The 22,144-nt window shown below is 49.5% G+C and carries 17 protein-coding genes; 6 read left to right on the top strand and 11 right to left on the bottom strand.

All coding sequences use genetic code 11. The features are described from left to right. The first annotated feature begins 465 nt into the window (after positions 1 to 465). Complete coding sequence (locus tag H6G89_RS13530) at positions 466 to 2,067, top strand: TM0106 family RecB-like putative nuclease (protein ID WP_309229851.1); 1,602 nt, start codon at positions 466 to 468, stop codon at positions 2,065 to 2,067. Positions 2,068 to 2,367: 300 nt separating this feature from the next. Here H6G89_RS13530 and H6G89_RS13525 read toward each other — a convergent pair whose 3' ends face one another. After that, the gene (locus H6G89_RS13525; protein ID WP_190507059.1) at positions 2,368 to 3,543 is read right to left on the bottom strand and encodes a cysteine peptidase family C39 domain-containing protein; all 1,176 of its coding nucleotides are present in this window, start codon (positions 3,541 to 3,543) and stop codon (positions 2,368 to 2,370) included. Positions 3,544 to 3,946: 403 nt separating this feature from the next. Further along, a complete protein-coding gene (gene glgB / locus H6G89_RS13520; protein WP_190507048.1) occupies positions 3,947 to 6,244 on the bottom strand; it encodes a 1,4-alpha-glucan branching enzyme in 2,298 nt (765 codons plus the stop codon). Positions 6,245 to 6,844: 600 nt separating this feature from the next. Between glgB and H6G89_RS13515 the strand changes: the two genes are divergently transcribed. After that, entirely contained in the window at positions 6,845 to 8,008 is a 1,164-nt protein-coding gene (locus H6G89_RS13515) for a pyridoxal phosphate-dependent aminotransferase (RefSeq protein ID WP_190507046.1), read from the top strand. 117 nt (positions 8,009 to 8,125) lie between these two features. On the opposite strand, the gene H6G89_RS35705 is transcribed toward H6G89_RS13515, so the two are convergent. From H6G89_RS35705 to H6G89_RS13495, 5 genes are all read right to left on the bottom strand, one after another. Next, positions 8,126 to 8,248, bottom strand: coding sequence for a hypothetical protein (locus H6G89_RS35705; protein ID WP_255519409.1), 123 nt, complete (start codon positions 8,246 to 8,248; stop codon positions 8,126 to 8,128). Positions 8,249 to 8,445: 197 nt separating this feature from the next. Further along, complete coding sequence (locus H6G89_RS13510) at positions 8,446 to 8,931, bottom strand: hypothetical protein (RefSeq protein WP_190507044.1); 486 nt, start codon at positions 8,929 to 8,931, stop codon at positions 8,446 to 8,448. A gap of 419 nt (positions 8,932 to 9,350) precedes the next feature. Continuing rightward, positions 9,351 to 9,497: a hypothetical protein gene (locus H6G89_RS13505; protein ID WP_190507043.1), complete on the bottom strand. Its 147-nt coding sequence runs from the start codon at positions 9,495 to 9,497 to the stop codon at positions 9,351 to 9,353. 40 nt (positions 9,498 to 9,537) lie between these two features. Continuing rightward, entirely contained in the window at positions 9,538 to 10,092 is a 555-nt protein-coding gene (gene dps, locus H6G89_RS13500) for a DNA starvation/stationary phase protection protein Dps (RefSeq protein ID WP_190507040.1), read from the bottom strand. Positions 10,093 to 10,259: 167 nt separating this feature from the next. Beyond that, positions 10,260 to 10,493 (bottom strand): hypothetical protein, encoded by a 234-nt coding sequence (locus H6G89_RS13495; RefSeq protein ID WP_190507038.1) that lies wholly within the window; start codon positions 10,491 to 10,493, stop codon positions 10,260 to 10,262. A 148-nt stretch (positions 10,494 to 10,641) separates the two neighbouring features. On the opposite strand from H6G89_RS13495, the gene H6G89_RS13490 reads away from it, so the two are divergent. Continuing rightward, positions 10,642 to 12,744 (top strand): NAD(P)/FAD-dependent oxidoreductase, encoded by a 2,103-nt coding sequence (locus H6G89_RS13490; protein WP_190507036.1) that lies wholly within the window; start codon positions 10,642 to 10,644, stop codon positions 12,742 to 12,744. A gap of 373 nt (positions 12,745 to 13,117) precedes the next feature. Here H6G89_RS13490 and H6G89_RS13485 read toward each other — a convergent pair whose 3' ends face one another. Together H6G89_RS13485 and H6G89_RS34435 are read right to left on the bottom strand one after the other, a co-directional pair. Then, positions 13,118 to 16,558, bottom strand: coding sequence for a PAS domain-containing hybrid sensor histidine kinase/response regulator (locus H6G89_RS13485; RefSeq protein ID WP_190507034.1), 3,441 nt, complete (start codon positions 16,556 to 16,558; stop codon positions 13,118 to 13,120). 380 nt (positions 16,559 to 16,938) lie between these two features. Then, positions 16,939 to 17,820, bottom strand: a complete 882-nt coding sequence (locus H6G89_RS34435) for a glycoside hydrolase family protein (RefSeq protein ID WP_199336698.1) — start codon at positions 17,818 to 17,820, stop codon at positions 16,939 to 16,941. Positions 17,821 to 18,059: 239 nt separating this feature from the next. Here H6G89_RS34435 and H6G89_RS13475 point away from each other — a divergent pair, with 239 nt between their 5' ends. From H6G89_RS13475 to H6G89_RS13465, 3 genes are all read left to right on the top strand, one after another. Next, entirely contained in the window at positions 18,060 to 18,284 is a 225-nt protein-coding gene (locus H6G89_RS13475; protein ID WP_190507032.1) for a hypothetical protein, read from the top strand. A 146-nt stretch (positions 18,285 to 18,430) separates the two neighbouring features. Beyond that, complete coding sequence (locus H6G89_RS13470; RefSeq protein ID WP_190507030.1) at positions 18,431 to 18,679, top strand: DUF7219 family protein; 249 nt, start codon at positions 18,431 to 18,433, stop codon at positions 18,677 to 18,679. Between the two features lie 324 nt (positions 18,680 to 19,003). Continuing rightward, on the top strand, positions 19,004 to 19,492 hold the full coding sequence (locus H6G89_RS13465; protein ID WP_190507028.1) for a hypothetical protein: 489 nt from the start codon (positions 19,004 to 19,006) through the stop codon (positions 19,490 to 19,492). 277 nt (positions 19,493 to 19,769) lie between these two features. On the opposite strand, the gene H6G89_RS13460 is transcribed toward H6G89_RS13465, so the two are convergent. After that, complete coding sequence (locus H6G89_RS13460) at positions 19,770 to 20,642, bottom strand: 6-carboxytetrahydropterin synthase (RefSeq protein ID WP_190507026.1); 873 nt, start codon at positions 20,640 to 20,642, stop codon at positions 19,770 to 19,772. A 186-nt stretch (positions 20,643 to 20,828) separates the two neighbouring features. Next, complete coding sequence (gene gap / locus H6G89_RS13455; RefSeq protein WP_190507023.1) at positions 20,829 to 21,857, bottom strand: type I glyceraldehyde-3-phosphate dehydrogenase; 1,029 nt, start codon at positions 21,855 to 21,857, stop codon at positions 20,829 to 20,831. Positions 21,858 to 22,144 lie beyond the last annotated feature (287 nt).

Raw genomic sequence — 22,144 nt, 5'->3', positions numbered from 1 at the left:
GTATGAATTCGTGGCTACTATAGCCAGGACTGCCTTCTTAAACGATTGAAAATCAAGGGTTAGACGAACCAACACAGGTGGTTCTATTTCTATAACTGCGGTTTCAACCACCAAAATCCTTATCCCAAATTCACGTTATAGCCCTACGCATATGCATTAGGGCATAAGGGGCGCAGCCCCCACACCCCCAGCCAAGGGTTCCACCCCTGCACCCCGTCTTAACCTTAGTGAGTACTGCTATAAATAAAAATCCGTTGGGGATCAATCCCCCAAAAAAGTGTGGAATCGGGTTAAAGTCATAGACAATAGAGTTACTTCAATTAGTCACTCATTGAGTCACTAAATTTGAATCATTGCCTGCTTGAATCATTGCATTCATCAAACGAATTGAAATTGGCATGAATCAAGACTTGAACGACAACATATATCGGCAATCTCTCGGTAGCTGCAATCGCTTGCCTCGCCATGTTGGGAAAGTTACCTGCTAATGCCGATCGCCCCGATTTTGTTGAGGCTGATGTCAACTCCACAGCCTCTCCCATTTGGATGTCTAATCATGCAGATTTAGCGGCAATTGCAGCCAGTAATCCCCAACTTTGGTTGACGAATGAGTTGCTGTTTAACTATCAACGATGTCGCCGACGAGCCTATTTAGATGTGTTTGGTGACTGGGAACAGAGCGACCCCCCCAGCGACTATTTGTTGAAGCTTCGGCAAGACAGTTACAATCACCAATTGCTGGTAATGGCTGAAAGCCCCGTCGAGCAAGCCCACTATACCCCCCGTGATTGGCTCGCTGGAGCCGCTGCTACGTTGGACTTGATGCAAAAAGGGGTCGATCGCATTGCGCGTGCTGTGTTGTTGCTGCCGCAGGATAACGATATTGTTTTGGTCAGTTGTCCTGACTTGCTAATTAAGGAACCGGGAGCCTCCTATTTCGGGAATTGGCGATATGTGCCCACCGAGATTAAATTGGGCAAGCGTCCTAAACTCGACTATCAAATCACCGCCGCCTTTCACGCCTATGTGTTGGCTGCCGTACAGGGAGCCTGGTCAGAAACCAGTTTTTTGGTTCTGCGGCAACGGGGTGCCTATCCGGTTGATCTGGTTGAACTATTACCCAAAATGCAGACCGTTCTGGATGACTGTATTCAGATGCTTTCAGCGCAGCAAGAACCAGACGTGTTCATCGCTCACAACCGCTGCGACCTCTGTCACTGGTTCAGTCATTGCTATGGCATTGCCACCCGCGATCGCCACCTTTCTCTATTGCCGGGGGTCACACCCAGTCGCTACATCCACCTCGAAAATCTGCAACTGACCACGGTTGAATCACTGGCAGCCGCCCATCCCCATCAACTAGAGTCCCTACCCGGATTTGGCACCCAGGTCGCACATCGCTTAATTCGACAGGCACAGTCAACTCTACAACAACGGGCAATGGTCAAACCCTTTGAACCCGACGTTACACCCAATCCTCTTTTGACTAAGGCAGAGATACCCACCGAACCCATTGAACTCTACTTTGATATTGAGGCAGCACCAGAGCAAAACCTGGTCTATCTGCATGGCGTTCTCGTGGTCGATCGCCTCCAACAAACAGAAACTTTTTACCCACTCCTCGCCGATCGCCCCGAAGATGAAGGCGTGATCTGGCAGCAATTTATCGACTTAGTGTGGCAATATCCCACAGCCCCTATCTTTCACTTTTGCCCCTACGAAGTGCAAACGGTGAAACGACTGGCAGAGTATTACGGCACACCCTACCGTCAGATCGAACCGTTGCTGACCCGCTTTATCGATCTGCACGAACGAGTCACCCGTGTGGCAATCCTTCCGGTCGAGAGCTATGCCCTCAAACCGATCGCCCGCTGGTTGGGCTTCAACTGGCGAGATCAGGGAGCCAACGGGGCTCAGTCGATTTACTGGTACTCAGAATGGCTATCAACGGGCGATCGCACCTTTCTCGATGCGATCCTCTGCTACAACGAAGACGATTGCCGAGCGACCCACAAAGTCAAAGATTGGCTAGCGGAATTTGTCAAGGCTGTCTACTTAGGGGATTAGGCAGCGTCATTGGTCAGTCGTCAGTTCGGTTTAGGAGATTTCTGATACCGATTTAATGTTTGATTGTGGCAGATCACTGGGTAGGGGCGTTTCGCGAAACGCCCCTAAAGGTATTTTGTTTCCTGGAAATTTTCCTAAGACCCTGGCGAATAAACTCGCGGCTACCGGAGCCAAGTCTGCGGCTCGACTGCGCATTAAGGGGGATCAAAGTTTTAGGCTTCAAGTGCGTAAGCCCTAAACGATGTTTGAGGTTTTCGGATAGGCACTAATGCTTCACTTCATACAGTTAATCGTGAATCGTCAGTGGTCAGGAGAATGCTGCGATTTCAAAATTGGCACCTCCTGCAAAAACGGACCTGTCAAAAATAGCACCGTTTCTGCATCCAACTCTCCAGTCGGTCTTAACGCCATCGCCGTTTGAAACTGCTGAATCGCCGCCGTTAGATCAGCCAATTGCACCGTATCTGACATTCCCTGCCCAGTCGGTGAAAGTGCCGAACTCCCGTCCCCTGCCTTTTTTCCCTTAGCTGATGCTGAATTGGGCGATCGCTCCGGATTTGACACTGGGGTTGCTTGCTGCCAAAACCCCAACTTTTGCAGATAGGTCGCCGCCTGGTTAGGCGACAACAGCGCATCTGTTGGGCGATAAATGGGAACATAGGTGCGTCGCCAGATGCGATCGAACTGACTGCGCGTGACGCGATAGATCCTCCCAAAAGCGGGGTCAGCGATCGTCGCGACTTCATCACTCAAGCCCAACAGAGCAGTCGCATGAGCAACGCGCCCATTTTGCCCATAGAGCCAGGTTGCCAACACGCCCGGTCGATTAATCTGCTGCATCTGCTCCCAGGTAGGCGATAACTCAATGCCATCCATCCCTAACTCTCGTGCCGCTACGATAAGCTGAGGCATTGAGGTTCCCAAGCGACTCGTCCCGGCATAACGAGCTACATCCGACTCGGTTGCGTTTAACCCCCACCGATGCAAAATTGTCGCCAGAGCGGCAGGAGCACAACTACTGGATGAAGTCTGTTGAAACACGCCATTCGGTCTGAGGTTGTCTCGCAGGGATGCATGAATGGGTTGCAGGAAATAGGCTTCGGCAGCCGTAAAGCCCCCTAGCCCCAACAGACCCACCAGCACCACAGCAATAACCTGGAGTCGGGCAGTCTTCCAACTGATGATAAAGCCCACTCCACACATGCCCAGCAAAATCACCCGCAAAAACGTCCAGGTAACTTGCATCCCATGTACTCGCCACATCAGGGGTAGTTCCTGCATCTGTGGCACATGCAACACCAAAAACATCAGAGCAAAATACAGCCCCAAAAATGCCAGCGATGCTGCATCTTTTCCCTTGAAAAGATTATCAGCAGTCGCCCCTCGCCTTAGCAAGAGCCGACCCAGACGAATACCCCACCAAAATGCCAGAGCACCCAGAAGGAATGTGGCATATATAGAAAGTTTCGATATCACTCAGCACTCTCTAACAGCACTACTTCAAATACAGGTACAGGCAAAGCAGAGCCACTTCCCAAACGGGGCGATCGCTCCATTTTCTGATCACACCTTCAGCCTGTAGCTGTGTGGATCTTAACATTCGATGGATGGGGATGCCCAAAGCTTGAGTGCGCTGACTAGAGGCGATCGCACCAACTCGGGATTGTGCTACGCATCAAGTTAAATCTAACCCGAATTGACATAGCCCCCAGCCAGGGATCTACCCCTGCACCTCGTCCCAACTGTTGTGAGTGCTATAACTCCCAAAAAAATAAAATGGGTGCCTTTACGCGACAGTAACGCACCCCACAGCCACCACATGCATCAACCATTGACCATTGACCATTAGCCATTGACCATTGACTAATGACCACTGACCCTACTGTTGAGGTCTTTTAGCCGCTTCAGTTTTCTCCCGATCGAGCTTCAACACCAATACTCCTAGAGGCGGCAAGCACAAATCGATCGAGTAAGGGCGATTGTGGAACGACCACTCCTCCGCCCATTTGCCACCCAAATTGCCCATATTGCTGCCACCATACTCACGGGAATCGCTATTAAACAACTCCGTGTAGAAGCCATGGTCGGGCACACCAACGCGATAATGAGCGTGAGGCTGTGGTGTGAAGTTACAGACCACGACTACATAATCTTCAGAGTCTTTTGCCTTGCGAATGAATGAAACAACACTGTGACGGTTGTCACTGCAATCGATCCACTCAAAGCCATCAAAGCTAAAGTCCTGGCTATGCAGAGACGGTTCACTGCGATAGAGTTGGTTCAGCTTACCGACGAAATTCTTCAATTTCTGAGGAGCGTCATATTGCAGCAAATGCCATTCCAGATCACCCCAGACATTCCACTCACTCCACTGCCCAAACTCCATACTCATAAACAGAGTCTTTTTACCAGGGTGCGTGAACATGTAGGAGTAGAGACATCGCAGGTTGGCATATTTCTGCCATTCATCACCGGGCATTTTACCGATCATGTTGCTCTTGCCATGCACCACCTCATCATGAGAAAACGCCAGCATAAAGTTTTCGCTGAACGCATACATGATGCTAAAGGTGACGTTGTTCTGGTGGAATTGCCGGAACCAGGGATCCATGTGGAAGTAATCGATCATGTCGTGCATCCAACCCATGTTCCACTTGAGGTTGAAGCCCAAGCCACCAACATAGGTAGGCCACGACACCATAGGCCACGAAGTTGACTCTTCGGCGATCGTCAGTGCTCCAGGGAAGTAGCTAAACACTACATGGTTCATCTGACGCAAAAAATCGGCTGCCTCAATATTTTCCCGTCCACCATATTGATTGGCGACCCACTCACCATCCTTACGGCAATAGTCGAGGTAGAGCATCGACGCGACCGCATCAACCCGAATGCCATCGATGTGATATTTGTCAAACCAGAAGAGCGCATTGGCAACCAGGAAGTTACGGACTTCGTTGCGAGCGTAGTTAAAGACCAGAGTGCCCCACTCTTTATGTTCGCCCTTACGGGGGTCAGCGTGTTCGTAGAGGTGGCTACCATCAAAGAATGCCAATCCATGTCCATCTTTGGGGAAGTGACCCGGCACCCAGTCCACAATTACCCCAATGCCGTTTGCATGACACTGATCTACAAAGTACATAAAGTCTTGCGGCGTGCCATAGCGTGAGGTACAGGCATAATAGCCCGTTACCTGATAGCCCCAGGAGCCATCAAAGGGGTGCTCAGCAATCGGCAGTAGCTCGACATGGGTAAAGCCCAACTCCTTAACATAGGGAATCAACCGCTCTGCCAACTCCCGATATGTCAGGAAGCGTGCCCCCGGTTTTAAGTCAGCGACGACTACCACATTGCCCGGTTCTCCGTCCACAGTTATGGGCGGTTCCGCTGAGGATGCGTGGAGCCAGGACCCTAAATGCACCTCATAGACTGAAATGGGTTGAGAGAGGGCATCGGTATGGCGGCGTTTTTCAATCCATTCCTGATCATGCCACTCGTAACTATTGAGGTCAGTGACGATGGATGCCGTTTTGGGGCGAACTTCCTGTTGATAGCCGTAGGGATCGGATTTCTCGTAGATATGTCCGGCGTGGTTCTTAATCTCAAACTTGTAGCGATCGCCCACTCCCACACTGGGAATAAACAATTCCCAAATGCCGTTCTCAATACGGCGCATCTGATGTTTGCGCCCATCCCACCAGTTAAAGTCACCCAACACAGAGACATTGCGTGCGTTGGGTGCCCAGACGGCAAAATAAACCCCTTTAACCCCATCAATCTCAGTCAGGTGTGCGCCTAACTTTTCGTAGATGCGATGGTGATTGCCCTCGCCAAAAAGATAAACGTCAAAATCAGTGAGCAGGGGCGATCGAAACGCATAGGGATCGTAAATCACCCGCTCGTGCTCCCCTTCCTGGATACGAAGTTGGTAGTTCGCCATCTCTTCGGTATCCAGCACACACTCAAAGAAGTGGGGATTATGCACCGCTTGCATGGGGTATTCTTTGCGCTCTTCTGGGAAGACCACCCAGGCAGCATCCGCATTGGGAAGATAAGCCCGTACTGCCCATACCGATTTGCCGTCTTGTGCGATCAGGTGCGGTCCCAAGACTTCAAACGGATCATGATGCTGGTTCCAAACAATCCGTTCAATCTGTTCTGGCGCAACGGTCATCAACATGCAAGTCACCTACTTAAATCAGGATGTCAAACGAAATTTATCTATTAAGAAGGGGCGATCGCTCAATCAGCCTATCTAGCATTGAGTAAGCTGTCGATCAATCCGGGAAACAACTGGTCAACCCAGTGGGATTGAATATATTCACAGGTAGCCACACTGTACCTTATGACATGAAATCTTTGTAGACAGATAAAATCATCATTCAGGAGAATGAGTTAAAGAAAGTCGAGTTAATTTGATGTTTTTTTACAATAACTGTAATAAACCGTATCAAATTCTGGCTAAACTCTCAAATTTTTGGATGAAGATTTGGCAAGTCACTCTCGTACAAGTGCTTTATTCATAAGCAATTTGTAACCGCTTGTAGCCGCAAGCCGCAAAGTTCATATCAATACAGCCCTCACGTTGTCGCAAAACTGCTGACTAAAGTTAAAGAGTGCCATTTAGCTTAAGAGAGAAAATCCGACATCTGGGGGATCCTGAATAAAGATGCGCTGTTTCTTAAGATTCAAGACTAGATTTAATCGCGCAACCTTTGTGAAATACGATATTCTGAGCTAAATTTAGTTGCTAATTTGGGTTGATCTGACCGGAGTAAACATGAAACTGGCAGGGCGAGTCGGACAGGTATCACCGTCAATGACATTGGCGATCGATGCAAAAGCGAAGGCAATGAAAGCTGACGGCATTGACATTTGTAGCTTCAGCGCAGGAGAACCTGACTTTGACACTCCGAAACACATTGTTGAAGCGGCGAAGACTGCGCTTGACCAGGGCAAAACACGCTACGGTCCAGCCGCAGGGGAGCCAAAATTGCGAGAGGCGATCGCCCAAAAACTGCAACACGTTAATAATTTGTGTTACGGCGCAGACAATATTATTGTTACCAACGGTGGCAAACAATCGCTGTACAACTTGATGATGGCAATGATTGACCCCGGAGACGAGGTGATCATTCCCGCTCCTTATTGGCTCAGCTACCCCGAAATGGTGAAATTGGCAGGGGGAACCCCTGTAATCATTCCCACAACCGCTGAAGCCGGATATCGCATCACGGCTGAACAACTGCGCCAAGCCATCACCCCCCAGACCAAACTCTTCATCCTCAACTCCCCTTCCAATCCGACGGGGATGGTCTACACTCCTGACGAGATTCGGGCGATCGCCGCTGTAGTCGTGGAGCATGACATTTGGGTGGTTTCTGACGAAATCTACGAGAAGATTCTCTACGATGGGGCGCAACACCTTAGCATTGGTGCTGCCAGTCCTGAAGCCTACGATCGCACGATTGTCAGCAGCGGCTTTGCTAAAACCTACGCTATGACCGGCTGGCGTATTGGTTTCCTGGCTGCTCCCGTGCCGATCATTCAGGCAGTAAGCACCATTCAAGGTCATAGCACTTCCAACGTCTGCACCTTCGCTCAGTATGGGGCGATCGCGGCTTATGAAGGCCCTCAAACGTGTGTCACTGAAATGGTGACCGCCTTTGCTGAACGGCGACAGGTGATGCTGGATGCCCTCAACGCCATTCCAGGGTTACAGTGTCCTAAACCCGATGGAGCCTTTTACGTCTTCCCTGATATCAGCAAGCTAGGGATAAAATCAATTGATTTTTGTAGTGCGCTGTTGGAGCAAAAACAGGTTGCTGCTATTCCAGGCATTGCCTTTGGGGCGGACTCCTGCATTCGTCTATCCTACGCTACTGGGTTAGACACGATTCGTAAGGGGATGGAGCGGTTGGATGCATTTGTGCGATCGCTCTAAATAACGTGAATTCGAGATAAGGATTTTGGCGGTTAAACTGCCGCTATCGGAGCAAAACTGACCTGCGTCGGTTCGTCAAACCTTGATTTTCCGTAGTCCGCGTCAGCGGACTTTGCTCTAGTACAGCAAAAAATAAGTTTTGAAAGGGGTGAAGGGGTGGAACCCCTGCTTGGGGGCGAAGCCCTCAAACCCCCACATTGCAGAACTTTGTGTTCGCAACACTAGTAGCCGCGCATTCATTCGCCGGGTTCTTAAACCGAACTGACGTTACATAATGAGGCGTTACGCCGACCCTAACAGCCCCCACTCCCCATTCCCCACTCCCCATTCCCCCAAAAATAAATAGGGTGAGAAAGCTTCCCACAGCTCTCTCACCCTTTGTCGTTTCTCTCAGAATTGTTATGTCGTCACCGTTGCAAAAGGGACAATCACGTTCCTTATTGCTGGGTCAAAAACAGGCGATAGCGATAGACACCACTGCCATCTCCAACGAAATCGCCAATCCAGATGTTGTAAGTGCCAGCGGGCCAGTTACCAGAGATAGAGGGCATCAAACCGTCTACATCGTCAGAGCAGTAGGTTCCATCAGGACCATCAATCAACAGGGTGACATCACCATCAGCTTGAACCGATGCACGTAAGTTGCTGAAAGGACGGGTGACTGTAACCACATGATCAGGAGCGTTAGCCGAATCAACATAGGTTCTCACGAGGGTTCTGCCGCCACTCTCGTTGGTGTAACAGTCAACGAGCCGAGTACCACCAGATAAACCCGTGCCAACAACCGGGTTAGGACGAAAACCAGGAGCCAGGGTGAATGATTCATAATCTTCAGCGCGAGCCGCTTGCGAACCGACTAGAGCCATACCAGCGGTCATTACACAAGCAGTCAAGGCGATCGCAGAGGTTTTGAGAATGTTCATAAGAATTCGTCAGGCTGAATGTTTGGAAATCTCTAAACGCTATTCATCGATAGCACGAGCAATATGAAGGATGTGTTAAGTGATACAGGCTGTAGATGAGAATTTAGCCTGCACTTGAGGCACCTAGTGTTACTCTTCATCAATCTGCCCATTTCTTCCGCAAAAGTATCGCTGAGTAGCGTTGGATACTGCGGAAATTCATAAACCCTTCATATCCCCTCAGCCGTGGTTTCCCAAATTGGCGGATTTCCATCCATCAGTCTTTACACAAACTAAACTTAGCCCCCTCAGTCCCGCAGATTTTCAGTCAGCCAATGCTATGGAGAAGGGCTGAGAACTGAGAACTGAGAACTGAGGCTAAAAGGCTTGCAGAACATCACATTCAAAATTAAGAGATGTCCTCACAACCGTTTCAGTGGCTATGTTAGGAGCAAACCCGACTTGGTCAGTTCACCAAAACCCGCGTCGTCTGAAGCCTGCGTCGGCGGACTCGGCTTTGATAGCCTTAACATTCGATGGGGCAGAGGCAAGCTAGGAAGCTTTCCTGGCACCAGGGTTTGAGCCATTGCCTGTGCCTTCTTTCTGACCAGAGCTATAACTTGAGAATCAGCTCACCACAGTCGCTTTCTCAGCCGTTGCTACCGAGGAGTTGATGGCAGAGGTTTGCAGGTGCGCTTCGAGGAACCACAGACGCTTGTCAATGTCGCGAGACACTTCGGTATAGAGATCAGCCGTATCCGCATCACCCAACTCATCGGTTTGGGCGATACCTTCCCGCAACGACTTAGCATAGATAGCGTAGCGATCGGCAAGTGCCGTAATGTGAGCTTCGCCACCCAGAATATCGAGAGGATATTCTGGTAACTCTGACTGGGCTGCGGCAATACGGGCAGTGCCTAAAGCTAACCCACCTAAAGCGGTGACTCGCTCAGCAAACAGATCAACGTATTCTTCCAGTTCGCCTGCCATTTCATCAAACAGCTCATGCAGTTGATAGAAGTTTAGCCCCTTCACATTCCAGTGGGCTTGCTTAACTTGCGTTTTGAGATCGAGGCTTGTCGCCAACGTTTGATTCAAAAGCGCAATGATTTGAGTGCGAATATCGGCAGGAATATCAATGCGAGTGGGATACAAAACTTGGCTACGACCATTGCTACCCATATGTCTTTTTTCCTGGTTGAGAGATGATAATCATCCTAAACCATAGTCGAACTAAACCATAGCCAAACTTTTCAACGGGCGATCGCTTGTCGTGATACCTATCATCGTAATGCCTGTCGTCGTGATACCTGTCGCAACGATCCCTGGAAGCTCTGCCTATCCCTGATTCAGGGTAAGCTATTCCACGCTTGAGCCACAATATCGCTCAACCAAAGCCGCATATCCCGGTCTAAGATACCCTCATCGGCTAATACCTCAGCTGTCAGATCTTCGAGCGATCGCCCCTGAGAACGCGCAATCCCAACAACTCCTGCGATCGCCGCCGCTATTAACTCTTCATCAACGGGCTGTTGACGCAGATTCACGATTTCTTGAGAGCTGGTCGGGATGGGATAATCCATAGCGGTGAGGAAGTCGATATACGCCTTTTATTAATTATGAGAATCTTGTAAAGTTTTTTAGCAGACCAATGTATCTGTGCAGTGTAGCGCACTTCTAAAGAATATCAACGTTAATTTTTGGTTATTTATTTGGAGTTAGCATCTGACGATGAGAGAAATTCTCTATTTAGAAATCCCCACCCCTCATACAGCGACTGTTCGAGAGTGGTTGCAACAGACATTTCATCCGCTTGTGGGGGAGAAAAAGCTAACTCCAGAAGGGTTTCGCTTGAGCTTTAAAACCACACCTGCACTGTCATCAACTCCGGAAACATCAGCCGTTACTTCATTGCTAGAACCGGAGTTATCAGTGTTTGTCTGGTCAGTCCAGCGAACAACCTACTTAAAAGCGTTTCGCTGGGCAGAGTCTCCACTGCAACAAGAGACTCAACTGCTTCATCAACTGACTCACGAAATTCGCCAACAGTTTCCCCACGACTACCCCGAACCTCCCGCAATCGACCTTTCGCAGCAGTCGATTTTTGAAGCATTAGCACCGCATTATCCCAAAACGGTGCATTACTTTCAGAAGATGCCGAACGGGGAGTATGACCTGACTCGAGTCTACTGGTGGGAGCAGCATTGGCGAGAGGGTGTGCGAAACCCGACAAAGCCGACACAAGTTGTGTTTCGTGCTGGAGAAGTATCCGACCCCCCCGTGAATCAAGGTTGCGATGGAACCTATGACCTGATCTATGTGGGCGGGGCGTTGGGTGTCATTCACGCGGCAGTCATGGCACGGTTGGGCTATCGGGTCTTGTTGCTGGAGCGATTGCCGTTTGGGCGGATGAACCGGGAGTGGAACATTTCTCGTAGCGAATTTCAAAGCCTGATTGATTTGGGGCTATTTACCCCTGCTGAATTTGAGAGTGTGATTGCACGAGAGTATGTGGATGGGTTTCACAAATTCTTTGATGCCAACAATCCACCACAGGCAAAAGCTCCGATCTTACGGACTCCCACCGTGTTGAACGTGAGTATTGATGCTGAGAAACTGTTAGACCTTTGTGGCGAAAAGCTGAGAACCGCAGGGGGGGATATTTGGGATGAGACTCAGTTTGAACGGGTGATTGTCAGTGGCGATCGCGTCACAGTCCAGGCAAACCATATACCCACCCAAACCGCTCGACAAGCGGAAGGGCGATTATTGGTGGACGCCATGGGCACGGCTTCCCCGATCGCTTGGCAGTTGAATGGAGGACGGGCGTTTGATAGTGTGTGTCCAACAGTGGGAGCCGCGATCGCCAGTGGATTTGAGCCTGCGGTGTGGGACTCTCACTATGGTGATGTACTCAACAGTCACGGCGACATCTCACGCGGACGACAACTCATTTGGGAGCTTTTTCCCGGCAAGGATGACGAGTTGACCATCTACTTGTTTCACTACCATCAGGTCAACCCTGACAACCCTGGCTCCCTACTGGAAATGTACGAGGACTTTTTCACCATTTTGCCGGAATACCGTCGCTGTGATCTGGAACGGTTAGTCTGGCGCAAGCCAACCTTTGGTTATATTCCAGGACATTTCAGCGTACGAGAGGGCGATCGCCAGGTTGCCTTTGATCGCCTCATTGCCATTGGTGACGCTGCCTCGCTGCAATCCCCGTTGGTGTTCACTGGGTTTGGTTCTCTGGTCCGCAATCTGCCTCGGCTAACCGATCTACTGGATACCGCATTGCGTCACGATCTGCTTACCGCGAATTACCTCAATCAAATTCGGGCATTTCAAAGCAATATTGCTGTTACCTGGCTATTCTCAAAAGGAATGATGGTGCCCACAGGACGATTTCTGGCTCCTCAACGAGTTAACTCGATGCTGAACACTTTCTTTGGCATCTTGGCATCGGAATCTCCAGACGTGGCAGATCGCTTCATCAAGGATCGAGCAGGATGGGTGCCGTTCAACCGCATGGCAATCAAGGCAGCGTGGCAAAATCCGGCTCTGTTGCTGTGGATTTGGGAACTGGCAGGAGCCGAAGATCTGCTGCGTTGGGTGGTTAGCTATCTCAATTTCACCTTAAGTGCCCTAATCAGTTGGGTCTTTCAGTGGGTGCCAGCGATCGCAGTGCGGGTGCAACCGTGGTTAGAACCGCGTTATCCTGCTGTGTGGTTTTGGCTACTGGCACGCAGCTATGGACTCACCTACGGCATGGGACAACCTCAAGACACCAAACCAGGTGGAGAGCTAACCCCTAACTTGAGTTCGAGATAAAGATTTTGGCGGTTGAAACCGCAGCTACAAGAACACAATAGACCTGCATCGGTTCGGCAAAACCTTGAATTTTCCGTAGTCTGTGCAGGCAGACTTGGCTCCCATAGCCACGAATTCATTCGCTGGGCTCTTAAACCGAACTGACGTTAACCTGGTGAGTCAATACAGCTAGGAACGAGACTTTCGGTAAAACACTCTCCATCCAGAGTGATTAAAGAGGGTTATAACCGTACCCACATTTATGATGGGCGAAAGCGAGTCAGGAAGCTCTCCCAGCATTAGAGTTGGAGCCATTGCTTTTGCCTGAAGCTTTCTGACTAAAGCTATAACTCAACTCCTCAAACCCCGTGGGCTGCGATCGCCACTCAAGCGTTTAGGAATGGGCATGGATGTAGTTGGCAACCGCATTAACCAGTTCCTTGAGGCTGACGGGTTTGGTCATATAGTCATTGGCACCTGCGGCGAGACAACGATCGCGATCGCCCGGCATCGCAAGCGCAGTCAATGCAATAATCGGCACATGCATCAGGTGAGAATCTGTACGAATTTGGCGAATCGCCTCTATGCCATCTATATCAGGCATTTGAATATCCATCAAAATCAAGTCAGGATGATGGGTTTTTGCCTGCTGTACTGCCTCTCTCCCGTTGCGAGCCAGAATGAGCTGATATCCATGTGCCTCTAAATAGTCAACCATCATCGAGATATTGGCTTCGCTATCTTCTGCTAAAAGCAACACCGGGCAACTACTTGCTGGCGGATGAGTCACAGGAGAGGCCGATGACTCTATCGAAGATGCGAGGATTTTTGAGAGTGCGGCTTGAAACTGTCGCCGTGAAGTGGGTTTCACCAGATAATCGGCAGCCCCAAACGTTGCAGCGTGCGATCGCTCATCAATCACCGATGTGATCAACACGGGAATATGGCGAATCCGAGGATGGCTCTTGAGTTGGGACAAAATTTCCCAACCTGACATATCCGGTAACAAAATGTCGAGAACCACCAGATCAGGCATGACTCGCAGAATTTGCTCTATGGCTCCCTCGCCATAAGAGTGAATGACAGAACACACCTTCAGCTCTGAGAGATAACGCGCAATTTGACTGGTGGCGGGACTGGAGTCCTCAATGATGACGACGCGCTGAAGGCGAGACAAATCTGCTTCAACAAAGGTGTTTAACCATGAAATCGTCGGGGTCACTTGCTTCTTCCAGGGCAGCGTTAGCGTAAAGCGGCTTCCCTGACCGATCTCGCTCTCTAAAGTCACCCCCCCTTTGTGCAGTTCTACAATGCGGCGCACCAACGCCAAACCCAAACCAGTCCCAGTATAGCGACGGGTAAGCGAGCTATCTAACTGCACAAACGGTTTGAACAACTTGGGGATGTGCTCTGCGGCGATGCCAATCCCAGTGTCAATAACGCTGAATTGCAAACGTTGATGCGTGCTATCCGGTTGCACTTCAAGCCGAATTTCGCCACCATCCGGTGTAAATTTAACGGCATTACTTAAAAGGTTGATGAGAGCCTGACGCATCCGCCGCTCATCTAGCGTAATATGACCCAAATCCGCAGGAATGCAACTGTGCAGAAGAATGTTTTTTTGATGGGCTTGTTGTCGCACAAACGCCAAACTCGATTCGCAAAGTTGCTCCACGGAAACCGTCGCCAGTTGCAGATCCATTCTGCCCGACTCAATCTTGGACAAATCCAGGATGTCGTTAATTAACTCCAGCAAGTACCGACCGCTTTGTTCAATCGTTTGCAGAGAGTGACGTTGGCGATCGCTCAACGTGCCAAACACCTGCTCTTGCAACGCCTCCGACAGTCCCAAAATAGCATTGAGAGGTGTGCGCAACTCGTGACTCATATTTGCCAAAAACTCATCTTTAAGTCGAGTTGCGCGGGCTAATTCGGCATTAGCAAGGCTGATCCGCTCATTGCTCAGGCGCAGTTGCTCTTCGGCTTGTTTGCGTTGAGTAATGTCACGCCCTTCTGAGATCAGCAACACCACCTCATCCGCTTCGTTTCTAATGGGTTTAATTGAAAAGTCTAGAGTGACCAGATTGCCATCAACATCTAACACAGTTATTTCTGAGCGAAAGAGATGCCCCAAGGCTGCTTGGGCGATCGCTTGTTGCACTTGTTCCTGCAACCCTGCCGACGCTGTAAATATCGACAGTTCAGCAAAGGGTCGTTCAATCACCGTCTCATAGGTGGTGCCTGCAAACGCCAACAAGGTTTGATTGATTTCCAGAGCGGTGCCATCCGGTTTCAGCAACCCAATGCACTGAAAGGCTTGATCAAAAACAGCCCGGAACTTGCATTCACTCTCCCGTAGCGCAGCTTCAATCCATTGCCGTTCGAGCAATTCTGCTGACAGGTGATCATTCAGTTCAGCAAGAGCGGCAGTCCGTTGAGAGACACGCTCTTCAAGTGCCTGATTGGACTGCCATAAAGCTGCCTCGGCATATTTGCGTTCCGTGATATCGGTATGAGAACCTGCCATCCGCACAACTGTCCCGGTTGTGTCCCACAACGCCTGTCCTCGGTCTAAAACCCACTTATAGCTGCCATCTTTACATTGCATCCGGTGCTCTGAAATGTAAAACGGCGTTTTTTTATCAAAATGGTCTTGCATCAACTGCATCACCTGAGCAATGTCCTGGGGATGCACATGTCTGTACCACTCATCAAAATCGTTGGCAAACTCATGGTCGGCATAACCCAACATTTCCTTCCAGCGCACCGAAAAGAAAACCGCATTCGTTTTAACATTCCAGTCCCAAATGCCATCGTTGTTGCCTCGCAGTGCCAGTTGCCAGCGTTCTTCACTCTCTCGAAGAGCCATTTCAGCACGAGTGCGATCGGTGACATCAACCCCGATGCCCCAGGCTGCCCAGCCTGACACAGGAAACTTATCCGAAATATTCGACCAGGCAACCCGTCGGATACTGCCATCCTTGCAGGTCATATCCCACTCCCAGTTGCGGTAGTCATTTCCCCCCGATCGCCACTGTTCCATCATGGTTTGCAGATAGGTCGAGTTGGGATAGAGCAACTGCATGACCTGCGGATTTCCCACTACCTCCTCGGCGGTGTAGCCCGTCACTCGTTCACACTCTTGATTCCACACCGTGATGTTGCCCTTCCCATCAAAGGCATCCAACATGACAGGCATACTTTGCAGCACTAACCGCAACCGCTCCTCACTTTCCTGTAAAGCCTGTTGCACCTGTTTGTATTGGGTCACATCCTGAGTAATGCCTATCAATCCTGCAACCTGCCCTCGTCGATCGCGCCAGACATTTCTGCTCGTTAGATAGGTACGGCGATCGCCATTAACAACAAAACTTTCTTCTAAAATATGAGCCTGTTGTGTTTCTAGGACAATGCGATCGCTGGCTAACACCTCAGCCATCATGTCCGCTGGCAACAACTCGATATCTCGCTTGCCCACAATCTCGGATACCGATTTCCCTAAAATTTGACTTGCCGCTGGATTAATCACCAGATATCGCCCCTGCAAGTCCTTTAAAAAAATCCCATCCGTTGTGCCTTCAAGGATGTTGATGAGCAGGTTGTAACTCTTTTGTAGCGATCGCCAGCTTTTGTGAATCAAGACATACAGCAAGGCACTCGTGACCGCAACAAATAACCAGCCCTTGATAGTTTGAAACCGAGTTAACGGTGTACTGTCTCCAAACCAGAGTTGCAGTAGATGGTCAGATAACAAAATCCACAAACTACTGAAAAAAGCGTAGATGAGGACTACTCGACCATTGCGAGTCGCAAAGGACAAATTTTGAAGCTGCATGGTTGACCCTCCTGATAGCTAAGGCAGGCAATCCATGAATCGGGGGATAGAGTTGCTGCTACAGGCGTAGCCTAGCATCTCAGCCTCAATACCAGGCAGAAATTTATGTTTGTTTGGCTTTTGCAACGGGGTTGGTAGAGCTAATCCCCTACTTGCCTGACCAATCTTTTGTTCTTGGTGGTTGAAACCGCAGCTATACAAGCACCCTGGCTGTTTGAGAGGCCGCGCGGGCGATGCGGCGAAGCTCAGTCAAACCGTCGAGCCGTGGACTTCGATAGCAAGGGCGCGAATGCGATTTGCCAGCCATGGAACCGAAATATAGCTTTGGTCAGAAAGCTTAAGGCAAAGGCAGACGTTTGTCAGTTAACCAGGCTCATCCCTTAAGCTTTGAGAAACAGAGCTTGTTCAGCCTGCCGTCGTTGGGTTAGTAGAGGTAACGGCGTGCCCCCTGCTTTATCCCAGTGCAAAAATTGCTCAGCGGCTCCTGGATAGTCGCCCTGATTGAGTTTCTTCAATAGCGTTGAGGCAATCAACGCAGTCGTCCCCACATTAAACGCAAAGCTAACGAGTGCATTGAATTGGTTACTGGTCAGCGGGACTCGCACCACCGTTCTAATGACCTCTTCAAATGGCTCTAAATCCTTCAATAATCGGGCTTCAGCTTGTCTCGCTGTAATCCTTTGTCCGGGTCTGACATCCGCTGTTGAGCCGTAGCCAATCGTCAGAACGCCCGCAGGACATCGCTCAGCTTCTAATCTCAATCGCTCATAGGCTTTAATCAGCGTTATGCCTTGCGCATTGACCCGTTGTAAAGCGGGAGGGGTTGCCCCACGATAGGCGATGCTTTGTCCAGTAGGAACAATCGGTTGAACAACAGGTGCTTTAGAACGCGCCATCATCGAGGGAGGGGGAGGAGGAACCGGACGACGTGGAGGGGTTGCAGCAGAGGCTGTTGGGGATGCGCCATTGGAGTGGTTACCTGCCGTTACTAGCTCTCGTTGAAGGGTAGGAAGCGGTTGCTGAGAAACTTGCAGGAGCGATCGCGCCACTGTGTTTGTTAAGCCAGGATCAGTCAGTCGATGAGCCGTTTTAAAGCGATTGAATGCCTCGTGGGTTTCTCTCGTCCACACTCCGTTTATGACGCCCGGAGCAAACCCTAAACGGTGTAGATGCCGCTGGATATCATGCACTAACTCTCGATCGGCTTGAACGCTAGACAATTGATAATCGAACCGATGTGCAATAAAAGTTTGGAGGTTCATGGTTATCCTGGTGGCGGTCTGGTCTACCGTTCATATTCCGCCTGTCACTATTAAAGTTCCCGCAAGCTCACAGGAGGTAACAACTTCATATACGAAACCTACGTAAACCCCTCGCTGTGATTATATTTATTTCTTAAGACGAATATCGGTTAAGATCACCTTCAGTTAAGATAAACGTCCATTAAGATGGACATAATCAGAGATCCTTATTGAGTCAGGGTTAGTCAGAGGCGATCGCGATGGACTTAGATTCTGAATCCAACCTGCCCCAGCAGAACCAAGCCGGTGAACAGCAAGATGACATGACGAACCTGTTGCCCAAGTCCAACAGCATTCAGCGGCGATCGCAGGATATTGACTCAATTTTAAGAACGATAGAGAAAAATCCGAACTCCCTGGAGTCTAAAAAGCGCAATGTCCATCGCCCTACGATGGAAGCGATTTGGAATAAATTAGACTTCTAGCCATCTCCAAAATCAATTTCAAAAATTGGTGTTGCGTCCCTTTCTTTTGAAGTTAGTAGACTGTATCTTAAGAGGGGTCGCTAGCAGAGTAGCTGTTGCTCTTTCGCAGCGAACCTTCTCAACCCTGACGCATTGCCAATCTACTTGTGACAAACGACTCAGATAGCAGCAAAGATCAGTTTCTTAATCCCCTCGGACGATTTCGAGGCGAATTTACTCCAGAAAATTTGGCATTTGATGCAAACCTTCAAGAATTTGCTAACCGAGTCTCCATTCTGTGCAGTTTAGAGACAGGTGGCAAAATCTCGCCCGTCGCTGCATACGAAGAAATTAAGCAGTTGTGGGCGCAGCTTGAAACCTCTAAAGAAAATTTACTAGAGCAGGATGAGGATTAAGGCAGTCTAAAGATCGTCCCTGTTACTGCATGGCAACTCACAGAACTTTTGCTTTTAAGTACGTTAGTACTATACTGAAGGGGCACAAATGGCTATTCCACTTAAAGTGTTGGTGGGTTGAGATGCAACGGTAGAATCTCTAGCCGGAGACAGTATAGCTTTGGTCAGAAAACTGAGGACAAAGGCGATGGGTCAAACTCTGATACTGGGGGGCTTTCCGACTCGCCTCCGCCCCATCGAATGGGGCCACGGCTATACCCTCGCAATTCTTTATCCTAACGATCTTGGCAATTGCTACAGCGTTGAGTTGTTTGATTGAAATCTATGAGTGTGATCAGCAAACGCTCGTCCGTATCCGAACTAAGCCAGCAAATCCTGGAGATGGCAAAAGCTGGCGTTTATCGAGAATCGGTCTTTGAAGCCCTGCGTCCGACAGCGACCAAGAAGCAAATTGGATTGGCGATCGCCCATGCAAAACAGTTTGGGTTGCACTCGGTTGCGACTCTGCGCGATCCAGAGTTAGGCACCTATTACGAAGTGGATCTGGCAAAATATCAATCCCTGCAACATGCGCTTCACAGTACCGTAGTCCCCAACGACACCAATGATTTAGTGACCAAAGTGGTGGATGCAACCGTTGTGGTTCGACTCATGTTGGCAACGGTTAGAGGGTTGGCGATCGGTTCACTGCTATTAGGAATAGCCTGCCTGATCGCCGGACAACAACACATCGGCTTTGGTTTGTTGACCAGTGCAGCCAGTGCCAGTCTTATCTGGGCAATCCAAAAAACGGTTGCTCATAAGATGATTTAACGGTGTTGCTGAATGCAAATTTGATCCTCAAACACTGACCACCGCTGTACAGACGTTTTGCGAAACGTCCTGCAAGATTCACAGAGTGGATCAGCAACATCGATTTAAACGGTTTCCAATGCAAATGCGGAAGCTCGTAGGGGCGGGTTTAGCTATTTACTGACAGCAAACCCAAGAGCTTATCTGCAAACCCGCCCCTACCGACATCTGCCTTGATCACAATTTAATTTGGTATAGCCTTTTACGGGGAGGACTTCCTGTCAAATTCCCTCTTTCCCTACACACCAACCAGGCGAGTGACAGTGGCCTGCTGTGCTGATTCCAATTCGCCAGTAGAGGTGGCATATACCTCACAGGAGTTGTTGGGGCTTTCGATCAGCTTCACCTTATACAAAGTTGCGCCAATCTCACGAATTGGCTCCTCCAACAAATCACGAATGTGAATTGCAATATTTTCGGCGGTAGGCACAACCTTCTCAAAATAAGGAATATCTTTGTTTAAGAAGGTGTGGTCAAATGGCTCGACAACGTAATCATCTACCGCCTTTTGAAATTTGACCAAATCGGCGATCATGCCTGTGCGGGGATCGATCTCTCCCTTAATGGTGACTTCCAGGTGGTAATTGTGACCATGACCATTCACCCGCGCACACTTACCGTAAATCTCAAAATTTTGCTCCAGGGTCAATTGAGGCAGTGCCAGCCGATGGGCAGCACTGAAATGAGTGCTAATGGTGAGATGTGCTTCCATGCCGTTTCCTTTGTAGTCAGCCCAGAGTTCAGGATGTTCAAACAGTTGAATTTGCACCAGCGGCAGATGGGGTACCAATCGCTGCCAAATGACGCGAGCAATATTTTCAGTCGTCGGCAGAGTCTCTTGAAACTCTGCCCACACATCATTGAGATAGGAAAAATCTAACTGGCTAGTGACTTCCCGCTTAATTACCTGCTTAACATCAGACAGGTTGAGAACCATGCCGTATTCATCCAAATCTCCCTCCATCAAGACATGCAACACATAATTGTGTCCATGTCCGGGAGCCTGGGCACACAACCCAAATTGTTTAGCATTTTCAGCGGGACTCAATTCGGGCAGACAGTAACGATGACTGGCTGAGAACTGAGCACGACGATTAATGATGCATTTCATGAGTCACCCGGAGCAGTGTTAAGTTGCGTAAACTAACCCTTACTCCAGGATAGACGATTTGGGCTTTAGGAAACCGAGTTTCACCTGGCAACAGAACCCCGGTTTCTGATGGTAGCTATCCTACAGCTCATTGGGTTACACCAGAAACCGGAGTTTTAGAGCTTGAAACCTGGTTTCTGAGATACTTCAGATCAATAGCCCTTCTTTTTTTGCCATTGAGATCACCAGATCAATGACTCGGCAGGAATAACCCCACTCGTTGTCATACCAGGACACCACTTTGAAGAAGTTAGGATTTAGTTCAATCCCTGCGCCTGCGTCAAAGATGCTAGAGCGGGAATCACCCTGGAAGTCCGTGGAAACAACTTCTTCATCGGTGTAGCCCAGAATGCCAGCTAGAGCGGTTTCTGAGGCTTCCTTCATCGCGGCACAAATTTCCTTATAGCTGGTGGCTTTTTCAGTCTTGAAGGTTAAGTCCACAACAGATACATCGGGGGTAGGAACGCGAAACGCCATTCCAGTCAGCTTTCCTTTCAGCTCTGGCAGAACCAAGGTCACGGCTTTAGCTGCACCTGTCGAAGAGGGAATAATGTTTTGTCCGGCTCCCCGTCCACCCCGCCAGTCCTTCTTGCTGGGACCATCGACGGTGGGTTGGGTGGCAGTTGTAGCGTGAACTGTGGTCATTAGCCCTTCTTGTAAGCCAAAGTTGTCGTGAATGACCTTGGCGATCGGGGCGAGGCAGTTGGTCGTACAACTGGCATTGGAGACAACCGTATGTTGGGCAGGGTCAAAGCTATCGTGGTTGACACCGACCAACAAGGTAGGCACTTTGTCGGGATCTTTGGTGGGAGCAGAGATGACCACTCGCTTTGCCCCAGCAGTGAGGTGGTTAGAAGCACCTGCAAAGTCGGTGAACAGCCCTGTGGACTCAATCACATAATCGGCACCCAGTTTGCCCCAGGGTAATTCAGCCGGATTTCGCACCGAGACGCAGGGAATGAACTGACCATCGACCACGAAGCCGTCTTCTTTTGCTTCAACAGTTCCGGAATAACGTCCGTGAGTGGAGTCATATTTCAATAAATACGCCAGGTTGTCGGGAGGAACAAGGTCATTAATTCCAACAAACTGGATGTTTGGATTTTTGATCCCGGCTCGGAAAACAAGCCGCCCAATTCGACCAAACCCGTTAATACCTACCTTGACGGCAGCCATTTGAAACTCCTTACATAATCATGTATTGTATCGATTGCACTGGCGGTGCAACACATTTCCCCTGATGAGGTTTAATCGCTCATTACCTGATTTAGGAGGCAATGTCAGACAACAGGTTATCCCATTTTTTGAGCAACTCACATTAAAGGAAAATAATTTGTAGAGTGGTTTAGTAGAGCAGGGGTTGTGAACAGAGTGAGTTGTTGAAGAGTGGCGATCGCTTGCGACTCGATAAATGATTGAGGTCATAATGCTAGACAGAGGGCGTTTGGCAAAACGTCCCTGTA

This window comes from Oscillatoria sp. FACHB-1407, assembly GCF_014697545.1.
GTDB lineage: Bacteria > Cyanobacteriota > Cyanobacteriia > Elainellales > Elainellaceae > FACHB-1407.
Note: the sequence above shows the minus strand (reverse complement) of the source record. Positions and strands in the feature narration are given on the sequence as shown.